18 protein-coding genes and 4 pseudogenes are annotated in these 20047 nt (G+C 37.9%); 3 read left to right on the forward strand and 19 right to left on the reverse strand.

What is annotated here, in order from left to right; genetic code table 11:
- Window positions 1-431: 431 nt before the first annotated feature.
- The 14 genes and pseudogenes from ACQKMR_RS23550 to ACQKMR_RS23615 all read right to left on the reverse strand — a co-directional run.
- A pseudogene (locus tag ACQKMR_RS23550) lies at window positions 432-653 on the reverse strand (gluconate permease); the annotation flags it as partial.
- A gap of 209 nt (window positions 654-862) precedes the next feature.
- Window positions 863-1674 (reverse strand): annotated as a pseudogene (locus tag ACQKMR_RS23555) (transposase); the annotation flags it as partial.
- Between the two features lie 405 nt (window positions 1675-2079).
- The gene (locus tag ACQKMR_RS23560) at window positions 2080-3600 is read right to left on the reverse strand and encodes a CoA-acylating methylmalonate-semialdehyde dehydrogenase (protein WP_427699457.1); all 1521 of its coding nucleotides are present in this window, start codon (window positions 3598-3600) and stop codon (window positions 2080-2082) included.
- Window positions 3601-3611: 11 nt separating this feature from the next.
- The gene (locus ACQKMR_RS23565; RefSeq protein ID WP_427699458.1) at window positions 3612-4532 is read right to left on the reverse strand and encodes an NAD(P)-dependent oxidoreductase; all 921 of its coding nucleotides are present in this window, start codon (window positions 4530-4532) and stop codon (window positions 3612-3614) included.
- Between the two features lie 97 nt (window positions 4533-4629).
- Window positions 4630-5859, reverse strand: a complete 1230-nt coding sequence (locus ACQKMR_RS23570) for a GntP family permease (protein ID WP_427699459.1) — start codon at window positions 5857-5859, stop codon at window positions 4630-4632.
- Between the two features lie 169 nt (window positions 5860-6028).
- Complete coding sequence (locus ACQKMR_RS23575; protein ID WP_427699460.1) at window positions 6029-7870, reverse strand: sigma 54-interacting transcriptional regulator; 1842 nt, start codon at window positions 7868-7870, stop codon at window positions 6029-6031.
- A gap of 625 nt (window positions 7871-8495) precedes the next feature.
- Window positions 8496-9602, reverse strand: a complete 1107-nt coding sequence (locus ACQKMR_RS23580; RefSeq protein ID WP_427699461.1) for a GerAB/ArcD/ProY family transporter — start codon at window positions 9600-9602, stop codon at window positions 8496-8498.
- Between the two features lie 132 nt (window positions 9603-9734).
- Complete coding sequence (locus ACQKMR_RS23585) at window positions 9735-10829, reverse strand: GerAB/ArcD/ProY family transporter (RefSeq protein WP_427699462.1); 1095 nt, start codon at window positions 10827-10829, stop codon at window positions 9735-9737.
- Window positions 10830-11445: 616 nt separating this feature from the next.
- Window positions 11446-11604 (reverse strand): GerAB/ArcD/ProY family transporter, encoded by a 159-nt coding sequence (locus tag ACQKMR_RS23590; protein ID WP_427699475.1) that lies wholly within the window; start codon window positions 11602-11604, stop codon window positions 11446-11448.
- A gap of 209 nt (window positions 11605-11813) precedes the next feature.
- On the reverse strand, window positions 11814-12017 hold the full coding sequence (locus ACQKMR_RS23595) for a hypothetical protein (protein ID WP_427699463.1): 204 nt from the start codon (window positions 12015-12017) through the stop codon (window positions 11814-11816).
- A 14-nt stretch (window positions 12018-12031) separates the two neighbouring features.
- Window positions 12032-13219, reverse strand: coding sequence for a Ger(x)C family spore germination protein (locus ACQKMR_RS23600; protein ID WP_427699464.1), 1188 nt, complete (start codon window positions 13217-13219; stop codon window positions 12032-12034).
- A 53-nt stretch (window positions 13220-13272) separates the two neighbouring features.
- A complete protein-coding gene (locus ACQKMR_RS23605; protein ID WP_427699465.1) occupies window positions 13273-14865 on the reverse strand; it encodes a spore germination protein in 1593 nt (530 codons plus the stop codon).
- 248 nt (window positions 14866-15113) lie between these two features.
- Window positions 15114-15245, reverse strand: a complete 132-nt coding sequence (locus ACQKMR_RS23610) for a glucuronate isomerase (protein WP_427699476.1) — start codon at window positions 15243-15245, stop codon at window positions 15114-15116.
- 186 nt (window positions 15246-15431) lie between these two features.
- Window positions 15432-15686 (reverse strand): BCCT family transporter, encoded by a 255-nt coding sequence (locus ACQKMR_RS23615; protein ID WP_427699466.1) that lies wholly within the window; start codon window positions 15684-15686, stop codon window positions 15432-15434.
- A gap of 32 nt (window positions 15687-15718) precedes the next feature.
- Here ACQKMR_RS23615 and ACQKMR_RS23620 point away from each other — a divergent pair.
- Window positions 15719-15850, forward strand: a pseudogene (locus ACQKMR_RS23620) (IS3 family transposase); the annotation flags it as partial.
- A 282-nt stretch (window positions 15851-16132) separates the two neighbouring features.
- Here ACQKMR_RS23620 and ACQKMR_RS23625 read toward each other — a convergent pair.
- Window positions 16133-16336 carry a zinc ribbon domain-containing protein gene (locus ACQKMR_RS23625; protein ID WP_427699467.1) on the reverse strand — a complete coding sequence of 68 codons (204 nt, stop codon included), beginning with the start codon at window positions 16334-16336 and terminating at the stop codon, window positions 16133-16135.
- 391 nt (window positions 16337-16727) lie between these two features.
- Here ACQKMR_RS23625 and ACQKMR_RS23630 point away from each other — a divergent pair, with 391 nt between their 5' ends.
- The gene (locus tag ACQKMR_RS23630; RefSeq protein WP_427699477.1) at window positions 16728-16922 is read left to right on the forward strand and encodes a CDGSH iron-sulfur domain-containing protein; all 195 of its coding nucleotides are present in this window, start codon (window positions 16728-16730) and stop codon (window positions 16920-16922) included.
- 150 nt (window positions 16923-17072) lie between these two features.
- Window positions 17073-17315, forward strand: a pseudogene (locus ACQKMR_RS23635) (transposase); the annotation flags it as partial.
- A 292-nt stretch (window positions 17316-17607) separates the two neighbouring features.
- On the opposite strand, the gene ACQKMR_RS23640 reads toward ACQKMR_RS23635, so the two are convergent.
- From ACQKMR_RS23640 to ACQKMR_RS23655, 4 genes are all read right to left on the reverse strand, one after another.
- Window positions 17608-17913 carry a cell division protein FtsK gene (locus ACQKMR_RS23640; protein WP_427699468.1) on the reverse strand — a complete coding sequence of 102 codons (306 nt, stop codon included), beginning with the start codon at window positions 17911-17913 and terminating at the stop codon, window positions 17608-17610.
- Window positions 17914-18172: 259 nt separating this feature from the next.
- On the reverse strand, window positions 18173-18511 hold the full coding sequence (locus tag ACQKMR_RS23645) for a hypothetical protein (RefSeq protein ID WP_427699469.1): 339 nt from the start codon (window positions 18509-18511) through the stop codon (window positions 18173-18175).
- Window positions 18512-18527: 16 nt separating this feature from the next.
- Window positions 18528-19184, reverse strand: coding sequence for a hypothetical protein (locus tag ACQKMR_RS23650; RefSeq protein ID WP_427699470.1), 657 nt, complete (start codon window positions 19182-19184; stop codon window positions 18528-18530).
- Between the two features lies 1 nt (window position 19185).
- Window positions 19186-19728: a sigma-70 family RNA polymerase sigma factor gene (locus tag ACQKMR_RS23655; RefSeq protein ID WP_427699471.1), complete on the reverse strand. Its 543-nt coding sequence runs from the start codon at window positions 19726-19728 to the stop codon at window positions 19186-19188.
- Window positions 19729-20047 lie beyond the last annotated feature (319 nt).

The raw sequence follows: 20047 nt of genomic DNA on the forward strand, positions 1-20047 counted from the left end.
ACAAAAACTACTCTGTCATGATAGAACTTAAACGCTTTAGTTTGAAGTACAAAACAACAAACCTTGTCTTACTCCCTTTTTCGAATTTGAGAAGCAAGTCTGGTATTATCCCCTACAGGTAGACAGAGAAAAAATAGAGAAAGATAAAATGTTCTAAACAAACTATCTGGGTGGTGATGTTTCTATGGCAAAAAAGGGGCAAACCTTTCAAACATATACAGAAGAATTGGAGAGAGAATTCGTTCGTTTGAAGGTGGAGGAAGGCTGGACATGGTAATATCGTAACGAAAAAGTAAATACTTAAAGGATTCATATAGTAATCTGTGGATTCTTTACCGAAAGTATGGATGAAAATAAAAGAATTCTTGTTGAACCATAAAAAAACCCTATCCTTTCTATAACTTTATAGAAAGAATAGGGTTTTTCTATTATTAGAACATATTGATGATGAGTACACCAGCCAGTCTTACTAGGAAAATAATGGTGACCATAACGGACCAGGTTTTAATGGTTTTACCTATTGAAAGGTTAAAGTATTCCTTGTAAATCCACAAACCTGCATCATTCACATGAGAAAAAGTTATACTTCCTTCACAAGCATCTAAGACCATAAGTTCTGGACTTACACCTGTGGCCCCGACAAGAGGTGCAGACCCAATCCCTTAATATTGAGCAAAATTCAAAGGGAATTTCAAAAGGGGTTCGGAATGTTTTAATTCCGAACCCCTTTTGTCTACAAACTGAAAGCATCTGTTTAAGCAGATGCATTTTTAATTAAAAGTTTCCGGATTTAATGATTTAAAACCAAAGCATGATGTTCCTCAATCAAAAACGGCCGTTTTCCTTACTTGGCGAATAGCTGCTATCCTAAGGGTAGCAATTGGTTGGGTCTGCTACCGTAGCTGGTAAGACTGCGGCTGGGATTGCGCCATGTCCAATTGGACATCTTCTTTAAATTCATGGCAGCGAAAGTGAGCATCGCCTGCATCGACAATTTTTTAAGTCCCCTTAAAGTAGTCCAACGCATGCCATGCTTTTCTTTTGCATCTGCGAAAACACGCTCAATCGTTTCTTTACGTTTCGCATAGATAGGTTTTACATCTTGATGATGACGCAGATGATCTGCTTCTTCCATATAATCTTGCCAAATATGACGTGTCACTACTTTTTGATGGTCTTTACATTCGGTACACTTTGATAAAAATGGACATGTCACACAAATGTATTTTGGTGATTTGTACCCGCGATAGCCCTCTCTATTCGTTGTTGAGTACTTTAAAATCTCGCCCGATGGGCAAAGGTAATAATCAAAATGTTCATCGTAAACATAGTCATGTTTGCGGAAGAATCCTTCTTTTGTTCGAGGACGTGTATACGGTAAAGCCGGTGTTATTTTATTACTAAATAGATAGCTTGTAATCGCTGGTGTTTTATAAGCTGCATCTGCGGCAACAGCTTCTGGTTTCCCAACTTTTTCAATTACTTGTCCAACAAGTGGCTCTAAGATGTGACTATCATGCGTATTTCCAGGTGTTACAATTGTCCCCAGTACAAAACCGTTGCGGTCGGCAGCCGCATGAAATGAATAGGCAAACTGTTTTGTTCGTTCATCTTTGACATAGTAGCCACTCTCACGGTCAGTTGTACTTGTTTAATTTCTTTGGTTTCTTCCTTGAATAGAATCATGTTTAGAAAGCATCCTCATCACCTCAAGTTTTAATACTTCCATTTTAAAACAAAAAAGACTGTTGGCAAAAGGGGTTCTATCTAAATGTTAAAACAAAGTTGATTGGAGCGGAAGGTGCGAGACTCCTGCGGGAAAAGCGCGTCTAGGGGAGACCCCGCAGGCGCAAGCCGAGGAGGCTCCCGGACCGCCCGCGGAAAGCGAGTGCCTGGAGTGGAAAGCAACGTTCAAATTGTACAAGCCATAAAAAAACTGTAGGCAAACTCGATTTTCATCGAGTTTGTCTACAGTCTGAAAGCATCTGCTTAAACAGATAATTTTTTAATTAGAAAATATTTCATACATAAAATACCCGATCGAAAAAGGGTCCTTTTTCGATCGGGGCATTACATTAATTAATTACTAGGAAAAGAAAAATCCGTTTTATTTTCAATTTCTTTGGATTCAGGCCATCTTTCTGAAACGGTTTTGGTTTTTGTGAAAAAGCGGACAGTGTCTGGGCCAAACATGTGACCTTCTCCAAATTTTGAACGTTTCCATCCACCAAAGTTGTGATATCCTACTGGGATTGGAATAGGTACGTTTACTCCTACCATCCCTACTTCAATTTGTTCAGAAAATTTTCTAGCTGCAGCACCGCTTTCTGTAAAGATCGTGACACCATTCCCAAATTCGTGATTATTAACTAATGAAATAGCTTCATCTAAGTTATTAACACGTACTACAATACGAGCTGGACCAAACACTTCATCACGATAAATTTTCATTTCAGGAGTAACATGATCCAAAAGTGTTGCTCCTAAATAAAAACCTTTGTTTGTTTCGCAAATTTCTGGATTACGACCATCCACACATAATTCTGCACCTTCTTCAAGACTTTCATCTATATACTTGATGATCGTATTTTTCGATTCTTGAGTAATAACGGCTCCAAAGTCTGCATTCTCGTCGTTATATGCTCCCACTTTTAATTCGTCAACGCGAGTTTTTAATTTTGTCACGAATGCTTCAGCTGTTTTTTCGCCAATTGGCATTGCTGCTGAAATTGCCATACAACGTTGGGAAGCCGAACCATACGCTGCACCCAGGAAGGCATTAACAGCTTGATCTAAATCAGCATCAGGCATAATGATCATATGATTCTTTCCGCCACCAAAAGCAGCGACTCGTTTATTATTTCGGCATCCCTCGTGATAAATATATTCAGCTACCCTCGTGGAACCTACAAAAGAGATAGCATGTACTTTTTGATTTTTAAGTATGGCATCAACTGCCTCTTTATCACCATTAATAACACTCCAAATCCCGTCTGGCAAACCAGCTTTTTTCCATAATTCTGAGATGAATAAAGCTGCATTCGGAACACGTTCAGATGGTTTCAAGATCACTGCATTACCACAAGCAACTGCCATCGTCGTCATACCGAGCGGCACCATTGCCGGGAAATTAAAAGGAGAGATTGCTGCAACTACGCCTAATGGTTGTTTCATGGAGAAAGCATTGATATTTCCTCCAACATTGACCGAATATTCACCTTTTAACATATGAGGAGCATTAATAGCGAAATCAACAGATTCAATCCCTCTACTAATCTCCCCTTTTGCATCATCGATCGTTTTCCCATTTTCCAGACCTATTATATTGGCCAGTCTATCTGTTTCTTCTACTAAAAGACTTCTGAAACGGTGGATGACCTCCACTCTTTTTCCGACAGAAGTATTTTTCCATCCTGCAAATGCCTCATGTGCAACATTAACTATCTCATTCACATCTTCTACAGAAGCATATGGACACAAATTAATTACTTCACCCGTTGAAGGACTATACACATTACCAAATCGTTCACTTTTTCCCGCTCTCATTTCCCCGCCAATAAAATGTGTTAATTTTTTTGTATCATTTTTAATTGTAGTCATTTTTATTCCTCCTAATTTTTATTAGTTACTAAACCATCTTTTTTACTTGCTATTAATTCCTTGACCATTAGATATACAGAGGCCATATCCTGCTCACCATATCCTTTTTCCACAGCCTCAGAATATAAATCAATTAACTTATCCCCAATTGGCAATGGAGTCTGGTTTTCGTCTGCCATTTGTTTTGCCAGCTTTAAATCTTTTAATAAGAGATTTGTTGAAAAACCTGGATTAAAGTCGTTTTGTGCAATATGTCCTTTATAGTTTCTTTCATATATTCTGCTTTGACCAAAACTAACACTTAAAACATCATAAATCGTATCAGCTTTCACACCCATTTGTTCTCCAAGGGCAACTGCCTCTGCGACAGCTTGTGTATAAAAACCAATCATTAGATTATTTAATAGTTTAATAACGGTCCCCACACCCACGCTTTCACCTAAATGAAATGGATTGTCACCCAATACCTTCAGGAGTGGCAGAACTTGTTCATAAACCTTTTTGTCTCCACCTACCATTATCGTTAGGGTGCCATTTACTGCCCCAGAAACACTTCCACTTACTGGTGCTCCAAGATAGTCGATTCCTTTTTCCTTGGTAATGGTATATATCTTTTCATTTAATTGAGGAGAAATGGTACTAAAATCAATAATAGTTAGAGCAGAATCAGCGTTTTCAACGATTCCACCATCACCTAAGTAGACGTTCTCAACAATTTGTGGATTAGGAAGACTTGTCATGACAATGTCTACTTGCTTTGCCAAAAGCTCGATAGGGACACCTATTTTTCCACCATCTTGTGAAAACTTCTTTTCTGCTTCAGAATTTGTATCCACACCGTAAACGGTATATCCAGCTTTCACAAGATTAGTAGCCATGGGCAGTCCCATATTTCCTAAACCAATAAAAGCTATTGTTTGAAATTCCTTCATATAGTTCCCTCCATATTTATTAAACTGTTTTCATGTTAATAAAAGATTGTATATAACAAGACCGCTAAAACCAATGCGATCATTGGAACAACAACACTCAGAATAAAAATTGGCTTATAAGCCCGTTTATGTTATGCGGAAGCGAATCAAGTCCCCCAGAAGCAAGTGACGATATACGGTGCATTGCCCCTGGATCTAACCCTTGTGCATTATAAAGAGGAGCCAAAATCGGAAGGGCAATTCCAAGGCCGCCCGAGGCCGAACCTGTAACGCCAGCAATAATCGTTACAGCTGCTGCTAATCCCGCATAAGCCATTCCAGGCATACTAACAAGTGAATCTACAATATATGTAAACGCTGGAGACTCTTTTGCAACTGCACCGAAACCAACAACTCCACAGATATTCGCAGTTGCAATGATAGCGTTTTCACTTCCTTTACCAAAAATCATGCCATATTTCCGGGTATATTTATTCATCAGTACAAGCCCAACGATAACCCCTAAAAATAAAGCCACTAACGCTGCACCAGTTGGAGAAAGAAACTTTGACACGATATTCAAAACAATGACTACTACAACCAGTGGTAAAATAGCAATCAGAATATTCGATAATTTTTCATCCTTTTTCATTTCTACTGTTGCTGCTGTTTCTGCTAATGCTGCCCCACCCGTTTCCGAATTCGGCAAATTGAAAACCTCACCATCTTTGACTGCTTTAGAGACCATGCTCTTAAGCCAAAAACCACCTAGAATCATGATAAATACAGCAATGATAACACCAATCAAACCACCTGCTGTTGGCTGAGTATTAAAGAATTCCATAGGTATCAGATTCTGAACTTCCGGTGATCCTGGTGAAGTCATTGAGAATGAGATAGATCCAAATACAATAGCACCTGGGATAAATCGATGAGGCAGATTTGCTGCTTTAAATAAAGAGACTGCAATTGGATAAACCGAAAATGCGACGATGGCAATACTTACTCCACCATAGGTCATCAAAGCACAGGCTGTAACAACAGCAAACACAGCTCGATTTGCACCTACTTTGATTTTTATCCATTCTGCAATAGCATCTGCTGCCTTCGTTTCTTCCATAACTTTTCCAAACACAGCGCCAAGTAAATACACTAGAAACCATGAAGCAAAATATCCAGTGAACCCATCCATATAACTAACTGTAAGCGCTTTCTCCAAAGGCAACCCGCTTGTTAACGCTAGGATTGCTGAGGATACTAATGCAGCAACGATGATATTAACTCCTCGCATAGTAAAAAGAATTAATAAAATTAAGGCGGCAAAAAATCCTATAAAGCTAATGACCATTTAGCACCTCCATCATTATTTAGTTTTTTTCATTCGACTCTTGCCTATAAACAATGCAATAACTGTGCCAATTTTGATTACTGTGCAAACACACAATTATTTTATATTCAAACTAAAAAAACTGTATAACTTATTATACAGTTGTAAAATATTTTGTTCAGCCGTCTAATTATGTAGACAACTCTATGTTATATTCCTTCAATTTATTGTATAAAGTAGCTCTTGAAATCCCTAATTTTTTTGCTGCACGTGTTTTATTTCCCTTTTCTTCTTTAATAATTAGAAGTAATAATTCTTTTTCCTTATTTAATCCTGCATTTTTAAGGCTTTCAAATGAGCTAAAACTTTCAAGCTTCGTTTTTTCAATTGTTGTGAATTCTGGTATCTGCTTTTTTTGTTCTAAAAAATAGCGCTGAAAATCATCAAAATAAATATCATGACCTTCTACCAATGTAACTAGCCTCTCTATTACATTCACCAGCTCCCTGATATTCCCTGGCCATTCATACTCCATCATAGCTGCTACCGTTTCTTTACTAATCTCCTTAGATGGTATCTTATACTTTTTACAAATTAATTTTATAAAATGACCAACAAGGAGAGGAATATCCTTTTTTCTTTCCCTTAATGGTGGAATATAGATGGGAATGACATTCAAACGATAATAAAGATCTTCTCGGAATTTATTTTCTTTTATCATATCCTCGATTGGGCGGTTGGTCGCAGCAATAAGTCGGAAATCGACAGTAATAGGCTTTGATCCACCAACCGGTTCTACTTCTCGTTCTTGCAGGACACGTAATATCTTTGATTGCATATGTAAAGGCATATCACCAATCTCATCGAGAAAAAGGGTCCCTTTGTGCGCTAAAAGAAACTTACCTGGTTTCCCTTTTTTCTTTGAACCAGTAAAAGCCCCTTCTTCGTAACCAAATAGTTCTGATTCTAATAATTGTTCAGGAATAGAAGCACAGTTAACACTGATGAAAGGACCTCCGCTATAATTACTAAGGGAGTGGATTGTCTGGGTAAATATCTCTTTTCCTACACCACTTTCACCCGTTATCAAAATGGATGCAGGTGACTTTGCTGCACGACGAGCAATGTTTTTTGCATGTGCAAAGCTTTCACTCTCACCAATGACTTGAGCAAAGGTTATTGGATCCTCTTTTGGAGGCTGTTGTTCAATATTTATATTAGAAAGTGAAGAATTTTTTGTGACTTTTAAGTCCTGGATTCTATCAAATATCCTATATAATTCAGATACCCCTTGAAAAACGAGTATCCCTATCCCACCGATTATTTCATTATTCCTCCAAATAGGAATACGATGAGCAACCACTTCTTGTCCTTGCAAAAATTGAACTTGATTCCGTTCTGGAATACCGGTTTGAAGAACAATATGTAAGCGAGTTCCTTCTATTACACTTACTACATGTTGCCCAATTGCTGCCCCTTGTTCCACCCCAAGATAACTACTATATGCTTTATTAATCATTTTGACGAAACCATTTTTATCAACTACAATAATTCCTTCATAAATATTATCAAAACAAACATTGAACCATTCTACCTTAGTTTCTAGTAAGTTCATTTTATGATAGGTTTGGGCAAGAACTTCTAAAATATCATGCTGAGTCAACACACCTATCAAAATATTTTGATTATTAACAACAGGTACACTAGCTTTTGTCAGTGGAGAAATGTCTGATAATATTTCTTGAAAGGATAGTGGTTTAATCCCCCGGTCATAATGTATTTCGATTGACTCGGCTAGGGAAGTGTCTTTTAACAAGGATTGCATAATCATAGATAAAGATAATACACCAAGAAAATGTTGATGTTCATCAACAATCGGTACCTCATTCAATTGATTCTTTAAAAGAAGCTCCGCTGCATCTTTTAACGTAGTGGTATTAAGCAAAAAAATAAAATCCGTTTTCATCCAGCGTGCAACTTCTAATTCTTCTCGCTGAAAATGCTCTTCATGTTCTACTAAATTATGTCTCATTGTTTACCCTCCCAAAAAATATAATATTTGGTAGATGAATTCTTTTTTAGTAAAATAATCATATATACCCAAATTATATCATCCCTTCTCATCTTAGTGAGTTTTAACTCGAGACGTATGTTGATAGGTCGAAGCATAAGCATATAGGCACTAAAAAGAGAGGTAAATGTTAATCTAGATTTGATCTAGTAGGGATGAGAAAAAGTTGGCTCCAGCATGGGATTAGACATTACAGAAAAAGAAAGGGAAAATTAAATCCATTCATATTCCTTTTGCCTAAAAATATATGGGGATATAAATAAATGTTGACCGTGTGGTGTACCCTACAGTTTACTATTGAAGTGGGAGGGCAAGGTGTACAAGATTAGTGAGTTTGCTGAGATAGCTGGATAAAGTAAAGAAACTTTACGGTATTATGCAGAAGTTAAATGGCTCGAACCTGCTTATATTGATCCGAATAACAACTATCGATATTACGATGATGGAAGCTACTTTCTTCAATACTTTCATAATAACAAATTTTCCCGCTACACTTATCCAGCTGACCTGTTATTTCCAGGGAAAATCCACATCCCCTTTCTATACCTCAAAAAATTAAAGAATATAGCGACAACAATCTGAAATATTATCCTGAATTGATTCCCTTTCCTTTGCTTTTTCTTTTACGGATAACAGCTATCACCAATAAAGACAGCGGGATAATGGTTTGTATGAATACTGCATAAATAGGGTAAGCTTCGACGTTAAAACGCTCCAAGTCCATTGAGGTAAGCATTGACCAAAAGCCGAAAACTATAGTTAAGATCCCTAACGGCCATATTACGGGCCGATAATCCGAAAGGTTTAACCACTGTGCAGTACCTAAAGCAGTTGCATAATAAAACACAGAAATTTTCACAAATGCCCCTACAACCCAAATGGCCATGACAACGGACTCCATATGTTCAAAAAAGCGGCCGAAACTTATGTACCGAACTACGTTCATCAAAGGATAAACCTTAGAGGCTGTCGTTGTTCCGAGTACAAAAAGAACGACAAGATTTACCACAACTAACGTGATCATCACAGCAAAGACCGTCAACATTCCATATTTCATTCCTTTTTTCTTATCCGTTAAAAAAGGCAGGAAAAAAGTAATAAGAAAAAACTCCGTGAACCATCCACCCGGAACAATTGAACCCTTGATAGGAGGCATAATCCCATCCCCTAAAATAGGGAAAATGTTCTTAAATTCAAAATCGGGGAACATAAGAATGATTGCGATAAGCAGTGGAATAGTTAAAACAGGGAAAAACAATTGGGCAGCCCTCCCTAATCCTTCTAAACCACCTCGTACGATGAAGGCACAGAGGACTACCATTGATCCCATGACCACGATTATTGGTGTATTAATTAGAAAAGAGGCGATAACAAATTCTGCATACTCTTTGACAATGATTCCCATGATTTGAAGATAAAAAAACATGAAAATAAAACCGATAATTTTCCCCGCTACTCGGCCAATAATCTGTTCACTGAATTGGATAACCGTTTGTTCCGGATAAAGTTTGTGCAGTTTATAAGCGATATACACCGTCACATACCCCATGAGGGACGCCAAAATAGGAGAAAGCCAAAAATCAGTTTTTGCAAATTTCGATGTGACACTTGGAATTCCAAGAATAGCAGTAGCCACAATCGTAGGATACAACATGACAGCCATTTGAAGTGATGAAATTTTGCCTTTCTCCATCATCTTTCTCCTTTCTGTGATAGAATGGAAAATCGAATTCCCTCAGCCCACTGAAAGATTCACTTTTCCATAAACTCTCAAAGCGCTTATAATGAGTTTCAATCTATGTAACTAGCCCTATACATAAGTCAGCTAGTTATCAGTTTCCTTTTTTCTATTCCTTACAACAGCGATTACCAATAAAAACAGAGGAATAATCGTTTGCATCAAAATTCCATGAAAAGGGAAAGCGATAACATCATAACGATCGACTTCAATAGCGCTAGGAAACGACCAAAAGGCGAATACTACAATCAAAATCCCTATTGGCCATACAATAGGTCGATAGTCGGATAGATTCAGCCACTGGGCGGTACTTAAAGCAGCCACATAATAAAACACAGAAATTTTGACAAACGCTCCTACTACCCAGATGGCCATAACGGTGGACTCCAAATGCTCAAAAAAGTCGGCGAAACTGATGTATCGAGATACATTCATCAAGGGATAAACCTTAGAGCTTGTCGTTTCTCCGAGTACAAAAAGAACGATTAGATTTACCACAACTAACGTAATCATCACGGCAAAAACAGTCATCATCCCGTATTTCATTCCTTTTTTCCTATCCGCTAAAAAAGGGAGGAGAAAAATCAACATGAAAAACTCGCTGAACCACCCCCCCGGTATAATCGCACCCTTGATTGGGGGCATAATCCCATCCCCCAATATCGGGAATATATTCTTAAATTCAAGATCAGAGCCCAGTAAGATCATTAAGAAAATGAGGGGAAAGATAAAAATAGGTAAAAACAAGTCGGCAGCTCTCCCCAATACCTCTATACCCCCGCGGACGATTAAGGCACAGAGGAGTACCATCGATGTCATAATCACAATAATCGGGGTATTGACCATAAAGGAGTCGACAACAAATTCTCCGTACTCTCTTAGGATTTGCCCCGTGATTGGGATATAAAAAAACAAGTATAAAAAACCGAGTATTTTCCCCGGAATCCACCCAATGATCTGTTCACTGAATTGGATAACCGTTTGTTTTGGATAAAGTTTGTGCAGTTTATAAACGATATACACCGTCACATACCCGATGAGGGCCCCGAAAATTGGGGACAGCCATAAATCATTTTTAGCATATTTCGCTGTGACACTTGGAACCCCGAGAATAGCTGTAGCCACAATCGTAGGATACATCATGATCGCCATCTGCAGGGATGAAATTTTGCCTTTCTCCATCACTTTTCTCCTTTCCTTTGCATGAGGTAAACGATATCCGCTTTAATCACGGACGTTTACTTTCCATAAACTGTCCAAAGGGCCTGAAAAGATTTTCAATCAAATGCAGTAAGCACTCCATTTAAGCGAGTACGAACATGGATAGCGACCAATCGAAATGTACTTTAGGATGAAAACTCCACTCAGCTGGTTTTAGTTCCTTTACGTTTTCTATTCCTAATAACAGCAATCACCAACAAAAACAAAGGAATAATTGTTTGCAACATTAGTCCGAGAGGGGGAAAGGCCCCGAAATTATAACGTGACACTTCCATTGAGCTAGGAAGCGACCAAAAACCGAATGCTACGATCAGAATCCCTAACGGCCATACAACAAGTCGATAGTCTGAAAGATCTAGCCACTGTGCGGTACCTGAAACAGCTGCATAATAAAACACAGAAATTTTCACAAAAGCCCTTACTACCCAAATGGCCCTAACGATAGTAAAAATAATTCGGCAACCCTCCCTAATCCTTCTAAACCACCTCGTACGACAAAGGCACAGAGGACTACCATAGATACTGTGATCACGATAATCGGGGTTTTGAATAGAAAAGAGTTGACTATAAAGTCTGCTTAAGCTTTGGTGATATGTCCCGTGCCCTGGATATAAAAAAACAAGTATAAAAAACCGAGAATTTTTCCAGCGAATCGACCAATAAACTGTTCACTGAACTGGATAACCGTTTGTTTCGGATAAAGCTTGTGCAGTTTATAAGCGATATACACCGTCACATACCCGATGAGGGCTGCCAAAATGGGGGACAGCTATAAATCATTTTGGGCATATTTCCCTGTGACGCTTGGAACCTCGAGAAGAGCCGTAGCCACAATCGTAGGATACATCATGATCGCCATCTGTATCGATGAAATTCTGCCTTTCTCCATCATTTTTCTCCTTCCCTCTGCATGAGGTAAACGATATCCGTCTCAATCACGGGCTTTTACTTTTCCATGAACTCTCCAAACGGCTTAAAAAGTGTTTCAACCCATGCAGTGGGTCCTGACATGTATTGAATATTGAACATGGACAGAACCAAACCCATGAGGAGCAGTGAAAAAAAAGCTATTTTGTCTTTTTTAGGATTTTGTTTCATTTTCGGCCACTCATACAAAATGATTAGAGCTACAATTACGGTTGTACACAAAAAAGCCCCCCATCTCACTTGTCCTTCACCTCTTTCTCAGGCAGCCCCGCCGGCTTGTCTATATAACCCTGTCTGCGAATATGGGCCTCAACATCAATTTCCAATTTAATCTCCTCAAATTTCTCATTCCAGTGGTTTTCGACTTTATTAAACTGCTTAGGATATTTCCGATAGAATTCTTTAGCTACCCCTAAAATGTCAGCTTTCTTATTCTGAGTATGCAGAAAAGCCATCTCGATACGCTTTTCTATTTCTTTTTGATAAGCTCTTTCTGCATCCTTTAGTGCTTTTGGATTTGAAAGGTTCATATTCGTTCCATTCTGAATAACAGATCCCTCTGTATTAACCTTCACCAACAATTTCCATTTCTTTTTTTGAATTTGCGGAACCAGCTTCACTTGTGCTGACACTGGGTTTAAAGATATCTCCCCTTTTTCACCTTTGGGTTTTAAGGTCACTGTGTATGATTCTATTTCATCTCTTAACCACAATACCCCTCTTGTTTCTTTTTCCGTCATCGTGCCAGTCATTTTATCTTTATTTAACACGGCTGCTCCGACAATGTAAGGAATCCCCTGTAATTTCTTTTGACCTTTCCCAGGCGGTAAAATACCAATTAACGGAAGTGCGGCAGCTTGAGATTTACCCGTTAACATTTCATTTAAATTCTGTAATGTGACCCGCATCCCTATATGTAAATCAGTTAGTTCCTTCAACACATCCCCTGAATAGGTTTCTAGAGGAGGCAATGATTCAAGGATAGGCTTCGCTTTCCCTTGGCTGACATACACATATGCTCTCTCCCTTGGCTGCGGATGGCGCAGCAAGAAATCCAGGTGCTCTTGTATTCCTTCCTTTGCTGCCTTTTCGCCGAATACAAATACTTTACATTGTCCCCAAAAAATTTTGCGTGGAACCTTGGTTTGAAGCTTAGACAATGCATCTGAAATATTAGATCCTTTTTCGGATCTCACCAATGTTGTAGCTACTCCACCTCCTGTACCTGGCCCTCCTTGACCGCCTCCGCTGCTTAATGACTTAGGGATAAATACTTGGATGGATAGCTCGATTTGATTTTCTTCCTTTTTTTCGATTGCTGCTGCTGTGACAATCGCCAAATCATTGATCTCCACTCGATCCCAGCAACCGCTTACTAAAGGGATTGCTCCACAAATGCCGAGAAAAAGCAGGACGCTTTTCATGAAGTGACGCCTCTTTACCTTCTCCAATATCCTTGATCGCCTCCAACCATTCTTCACTCCGTTCCACTTCCCATTTTGGGTTTTGGCCCTTGTTCCTGAGACTGACGGTATTCGTTAGATTTTCCTGTAAAGCTCGGGCGTGTATCCATCATCCACAAAGGAGATCTCCATAGTACATCTTTCAGTTCTTTACCTTTTATAGGTGCAAGTGGTGCTAAATAAGGTACGCCGAAGGAACGCAAGTTACACAAATGAATGACTATGGCAATAACCCCCATTATTATGCCAAGCAGTCCTAAGGTACCGGCAAGCAGCATCATTGGAAAACGCAGCATCCTTATAGCAATTCCTGCAATATAACGAGGCATCATAAAAGAAGAGATCCCCGTAATCGCAACCACAATCACCATTGGTGCTGAAACCAACCCTGCTTGTACGGAAGCTTGACCAATCACTAGCGCTCCAACAATGCTGACAGCTGAGCCTATCTGCTTTGGCAATCGAACCCCTGCCTCTCTTAGTGCTTCAAACGTAACTTCCATGATCAATGCCTCGACTATAGCAGGAAAAGGGACCGCTTCCCGGGATGCTGCCATGCTAAGCAGCAGTGCAGTTGGGACCGCCTCATGATGGAACGTCAAAATAGCAACATAAAAGGAAGGAAGCAATAGAGATAACACCATAAAAAAATAACGTAACCAACGGATAAGAGTGCCTATCATAAAACGTTGATAATAATCCTCTTGTGATTGAATCAAAGAAAAAAAAGTTATTGGAGCAATTAAAGTAAAAGGGGTTCCTTCTACAAGAATGACAGCCCGTCCCTCCAGCAAGCACGAACAGGCTACATCCGGCCGTTCGGTTGACAAGATTTGAGGGAAAGGTGAATATGGGTTGTCCTCAATCATTTCCTCAATGTATCCACTTTCTAAAACACCGTCCAGCTCAATTCGTTCTAGCCGAGTCGTAATCTCTTCAATCAGTGTTTTATCCACAATTCCATCAATATAAGTAATCACAACAGTCGTCTTGGTATATGTCCCGATTTTCATCGATTGCATTTTAAGAGCAGGGCTTTTAATAATACGTCTCAATTGAGACGTATTTACCTTTAGAGATTCATTAAATCCCTCTCGCGATCCCCTAATTCCTCCCTCTGCAACAGGTTCTTCAATCGCCCGCTTTTCCCATTTGGACAACCCTAAAGAAAATCCATCACTCTCCCCTTCATATAGAAGGAGCGGGTTTCCAATGGAGATAGATTCAATGCAATCCGTTATCGTTTTCACTCTTTTCACTTTTGAAACGGGCATTTTAAGTACTAGAAAGTCATTTAATGGTTGTGGCACATCTGCCGATTCCTGCATGAGTGGCGAAAGCACATATTCTTCTATCCCCTCGATGTCTGAAAGACCCTCAATGTAAATAAGCATTGCTCTCGTTTTTCCGAAAAGCAAGAACGGGCGGAACGCGACATCTGAACAATTATCATAAACCAAACGAAGTGTTTCTACATTTTGGCTAAAATTTTCATTAAGAGGATCCTCTGGTTTAGAATCCTGGTAATTATTTTGTACAAGAGGTTTTTTTTCTTTCGTTTTTCTTAACAATTTACTCACATTACGAATCAAGCTGGTTACCCCCATTTTTTTGCAGGTCGCTCTAACTCCATTTTTCTATGTTTCTTCATCCAGGTTATTTTATACAGAAAATCCTGAAACTCACATTACATAATTTTCATATTGAAAAGATTTTTCATGAAGAAAAATAAAGAGACACTTGGAGGAAATGATTATAAATGCTAAGTAACTGGGGATTAATCAGGTAATAATGGAACGTAGTTTTGAAAATAAGGTGAGGGAATTACAGCCTATACTTAATTTGAGTAAAAGAGTTATTTTTGACGAGTTTCTTCTATAGCTTTAAGTTTGCCGTCAAGCCACAATTGTGTAATGTTGTTTTCATAGGGTTTGTTTTTCCAAACCTCTTGTGGGGATAAATGACAGTTAAAATCAATAATCGGCAGATTTCCACCAGCATTTTCGTATAATTAATTGCTGTTTTCGAGTTTAACAAGGAATGGTCATCCAAAAAGACTTTCATTTTACGGTTGCATCAGCAACCACCAAACAGGCACCAGCTGTTCTTTTAGCTGGTGCCTGTTTCTTTTTCATCAAAACTTCAGCACATTTCTTTCAGTTTGAATAATATATTAAGATGTTAGTTTTGTAGGTTCTTCATTGATAGTTTTTTCTATGCTACTGCTTTCTGCGTGATCCTCTTTTATCCATTTAATGATTGATATCGATGCCGTCGCCATTATTAATATGAGTGGAATGGAGGTAATGACTACTACTGATTGCAGGGCATGAAGTCCTCCACCGAACATCATGGAAAACGCTACAAGCTCTATGACCAAAGTCCAAAATATTTTGTCCCATCGAGCTGGCTCTTGATCTAATGACAATTTTTTTAAAGCTGCGGTTGCTAATTCAGAAGTTCTACAGCATGGAGCACTTCAAACAAGAACTAGAAGATTATATCCATTACTACAATCACCAACGAATCAAAGAAAAATTAAAAGGCATGAGCCCGGTAGATTACCGGGTTCATGCCCTCAAGGCTGCCTAATTAAATAAAGTGTCTAACTTTTTGGGTTCACTTCACTATTGTGGTCTCCTTAGTGTATCCTACTGTACGAACACACCCGTTAGTTCGATAAAAATTTGATTTAAAAACCGTCCAGACGGTATAATAATAAATTCTTCTGCTGTTTTTTTATATAGAGTTATCCTGCTTCGTTGCTTTAAGTACATTTATTCACAATTTCAATAGATAATATTGACTCTCATTTTTAAAGAACTTTATTGTTTTTTAAACTCCAAACACATTAATTGTTCGTAAACACAGTGATCATCCAAAGAATAGATCCAGCAGATTACTGCCTGCTGATGATTGCTTATTATAAAACTCCGAATAGCCGCACTTCTTGCAATACACAACCGTAAATTGATTATTCTGGACATCAAACATTTTCGACAATCCTGTTCCAGTCATTGCCACGTCCTTCTTAGCAGCATCATTGCTTCCGCATTTCATGCATCCTTTTTCATTCATGATTCTTCATCTCCCAATTTATATAGGTTTATTCTAAATAGCTTATCTATTAATCCCTTAGTTTTATCTTGGCAGTACTAACAGACACTGAACAGAGTCAGTTATTTCAGTTGATCTATGTTAAGTTAAAATAAAATTATTTAATTTTATAACCTACTTGTTATGATAATAAAATATACGGATAAAGTGAAATAAAGTTTCGGTACCGTCAATAATTTTGTGTAAATGAGTAGGGGAGGGCGATAAAATGTGGGGTGTTTTTATTGGTATAACACTTCTTCTTTTTGTAATTGCAGGATGTCAATCAAATAATATTGAGGAAGTAGAACATCTTATTTATCGTTTAAAGTTATTCCCCCTTGGGAAAAATGTTTTAAAAAAGAGGTGATTTATTATAGCTACTATTAAAGTTAATGATAATGGTTCATTACGTGTATCAGGGAATGTAGAGTTAGTCGATGGTGAAGGGAATAAAATTGAAACCAAAGAAACCTTTTCCCTATGCAGATGTGGACTTTCAGATAATAAACCTTTTTGTGACGGGTCCCACAAAGGTAATTTCGAAAGCGTTGTTAGAGCAGAATAAAGCTAGTGGGACAGAAGCTTTAGGGCACCCCTTTTGGGAAATCGAAGCCCAAAAAGCCGCCCTAATCTTCTTCTTTTATTTTTATAGGATTAGGCTAAGGTTGTAATGGGAATCATCACAACCAGTTGGGTGATGACAATGAGGGTTTGAGTATTTCACAGGTACGTGGAAGAAGCAGATCATCTTCACCATCACGAAGATATAAAACCAATTTATGCGAAACGCAAAGAAACAATTGAACGAGTATTCGCAGATGCAAAAGAAAAGCATGGCATGCGTTGGACAACGTTAAGGGGACTTAAAAAATTGTCGATGCAGGCGAAGCTTACTTTCGCTGCCATGAATTTAAAGAAGATGGCCAACTGGACTTGGCGAGGGCCAGAAATGGCCTAAATAATGACCTCGGAGAGGTCAACTATTCTCTATAACTGCTTCAAATCCAATAAAATATCAAAAAGGTTTCGGAATGAGACCATTCCGAAACCTTTTTGTCTACAATCTGAAACCACTTTGTGTGGTTTTTTATTTTTCTGCTTCAAAATTAAACACTTTACATCTCTCATTTCGATTTGATGGAGATGCTGCAAACTTAATGATTAAGCACGGTTGGTTTGAAAGACCACCTCAAGCCATTGACCGTGAATATCTAGCTAAAGAAATAAACAAATAAATATAGCAGAAACATCTAGCCCAATACGTGTACATAATGTAAAAAGTTCAATATTAATCCTGTAAAAGCAAATAATAGTCCAATGTAAAAAGTCCAAGGATTATCCTCTTTTTCAGAATCAAAGGTCCGGTAAGTAATAAAACCCAATAACAAAGATACGATAGGAATAATTATATACTGTGGCCCAAAAATAAAGGATGCTAGACCTAATAATAGAGTTAGCATCCCATAAGGATTTTGTCCTTTTATAGTATTTAAATGCTCAATTTCCTCCGGGGTCAGACCTTCGTGTTCGTACTTAGTTATTATTCGTTTAAGCATCCCTTGCACCATCCCTTGAAAAATGATGTATATAACAAAATTAAGCTTATTATAATTGTTAATTATTGGTTATCTTGATTTGTAAAAAAATTGTAGAAACATCACCGTACCCTCTTACAACTTGCCTTAAGCAGCCCTTTTTCGCCCTGTAATTCAACTAACGCACCCGTTAATTTAAGTACAATTCTTCACAAACTATAAGAAATTTCCTAAAGAAGGACGTTAACATTATTGATAACGTCCTCCCTTGCTTATTTAATTAATCATTTATGTTATAGGCTAATACATCGAATAATTTCCCATCAACATAAAGTAATATCGCCCATTCTCCTGCCGTTGGAATGTTTACGCTTGAAGGTGCGTGTGAATCTGCTCCATTGTTCTCTCCTCCAAGACCTATCGTCCAACCTGTTGTTAGGATTTGATTGACAGTTCCCTTTTCTCTGTGAAAACCAACGACCGTTAGTTTGGTTTCTTTCGGATTTTCAATCCCCCAAAGGTGCCACATCCACTTTTGGTTGATGTTTATGCTTGGCATATCAGCACCAATAACACCTGATTTATTTTCATTCCCTAAGATATTGTTACGTAAATCCACGGCTTTTCGGTTCCAGTCAAAAGATAGGAATATTTGTAGGTAATATTAATTTGTTTTGGATGGTTTCTTCTCCAACTGACAATACTACATCACCATATAATTTCTTATCAAAGAAGACTTCAAATTTCCAAAGTCCACCTTCTGGTACTATTAACGTTGTTGTAAACCTACCTAAACTTGAATATCCAGAGGAAGGTTCGGTAATTTTTTTTGAAGGTAATACATTTATACGCTCACCTGTCTCTCTATGGATTGCGTATATTTCTATTTCTTTTCCCTTATAGGTATCAAAAGGTTCCTTAAAACTAAACACATAGCCATAAGGTTTACCGGCAGAAAGATTAGGATCTGGGTAAACACTGAACAGTACCTTACTATTCCTTGAGTATTCATCTCGAACCTTCCATTCGCTTTCAAGAGTCTGCTTAGCTCCTTGATTTACACCGCTATTAGAAGATAAATTGGCTAATAAACCTGTATAAAACAATAAAACAAACAAGGATGCTGCCAGAGTGGTGATTAAATAAATATATAAATTTGGTTTTCTAATCACACTTATTTCTTGCTGGTCAAGTGAGGCTCTAATCTTTTTTTTCTGTATATCTGTAAAGTGTATACCTTTGTGAGTGGAAGAATTCATTGCTTTCCGTAAGTTACAAAGTTCTTTCTCCATTTTACTTCCACCTTTCCATCAATGCTTTTAATTTCATCCTTGCCCTATTCAGTCTAGTTTTTATTGTATTTCTATTTTTCTTCAAGATTTCACTTATTTCTTCAATCGATAATTCCTCATAATAATATAGTGTTATAACCTCACGATATTTAATTGGTAGTACTAAAACACAAGTAGATAAAAATTCCTCTTCGCTGCTCTTCATTATGGACATTTCCGGTGATAATTCTGAAGATTTTGTAAGTGTAAGTAGGTCAGAGTTCGTAACAACCCTTTTAAAAATTGAACTCTTTAATAAATCTTTACACTTGTTTATTGTGATCCTAAATATCCAAGCTTTTAAAGATACAATTTTATCAATGTTTTCATATTCTTTATAACAAGTAATGAATACATCCTGAACTATATCTTCTGCAAGATTCCAATCCTTTGTATAGTTATAGGAAAGCTTTGTTAATCTGTCACCATATTCATCCATAATTATTTCAAACCACGCGTTTTTATTTTCTGGATTTACATTTTCCTTACCCATTACTCTACTCAAGCTTATACCACCTCATTTCTCACTTAATGCTAAGACGACTGAGTTATGTATTGGTTTCATTTTTTATTTTAACAATAAAAAAGCTACTCTACTGAGTAGCCGTAAGTTAAATAAAAAATATCCACTTATCCTTCTTCCACTAACCTGCCCCGATAGTTGCATAATCGAGTAGGGGGAAAATAAGTGTATTATTTTCGCCCCTCTCACAACACCGTACGTACGGTTCGCGTATACGGCGTTTCAATTTATATCACAGTGTGTACTTTTAGATAATGTTCTAAAGCAGAGGGGACTCCCCTCTGCTTTAGTCTTTTGTTTG

This window comes from Peribacillus sp. NPDC096540 (assembly GCF_050278525.1).
In the GTDB taxonomy this organism is placed as follows: Bacteria; Bacillota; Bacilli; order Bacillales; family DSM-1321; genus Peribacillus.

Coding starts and splice junctions, on each gene's coding strand:
- ACQKMR_RS23565 (WP_427699458.1), bottom strand. CDS start 4,532: ATGAAGGAATTTCAAACAATAGCTTTTATTGGTTTAGGAAATATGGGA.
- ACQKMR_RS23605 (WP_427699465.1), bottom strand. CDS start 14,865: ATGGGGGTAACCAGCTTGATTCGTAATGTGAGTAAATTGTTAAGAAAA.
- ACQKMR_RS23575 (WP_427699460.1), bottom strand. CDS start 7,870: ATGAGACATAATTTAGTAGAACATGAAGAGCATTTTCAGCGAGAAGAA.
- ACQKMR_RS23560 (WP_427699457.1), bottom strand. CDS start 3,600: ATGACTACAATTAAAAATGATACAAAAAAATTAACACATTTTATTGGC.
- ACQKMR_RS23600 (WP_427699464.1), bottom strand. CDS start 13,219: ATGAAAAGCGTCCTGCTTTTTCTCGGCATTTGTGGAGCAATCCCTTTA.
- ACQKMR_RS23640 (WP_427699468.1), bottom strand. CDS start 17,913: ATGCTTAAACGAATAATAACTAAGTACGAACACGAAGGTCTGACCCCG.
- ACQKMR_RS23585 (WP_427699462.1), bottom strand. CDS start 10,829: ATGGAGAAAGGCAAAATTTCATCCCTGCAGATGGCGATCATGATGTAT.
- ACQKMR_RS23580 (WP_427699461.1), bottom strand. CDS start 9,602: ATGGAGAAAGGCAAAATTTCATCACTTCAAATGGCTGTCATGTTGTAT.
- ACQKMR_RS23570 (WP_427699459.1), bottom strand. CDS start 5,859: ATGGTCATTAGCTTTATAGGATTTTTTGCCGCCTTAATTTTATTAATT.
- ACQKMR_RS23625 (WP_427699467.1), bottom strand. CDS start 16,336: ATGAATGAAAAAGGATGCATGAAATGCGGAAGCAATGATGCTGCTAAG.
- ACQKMR_RS23650 (WP_427699470.1), bottom strand. CDS start 19,184: ATGGAGAAAGAACTTTGTAACTTACGGAAAGCAATGAATTCTTCCACT.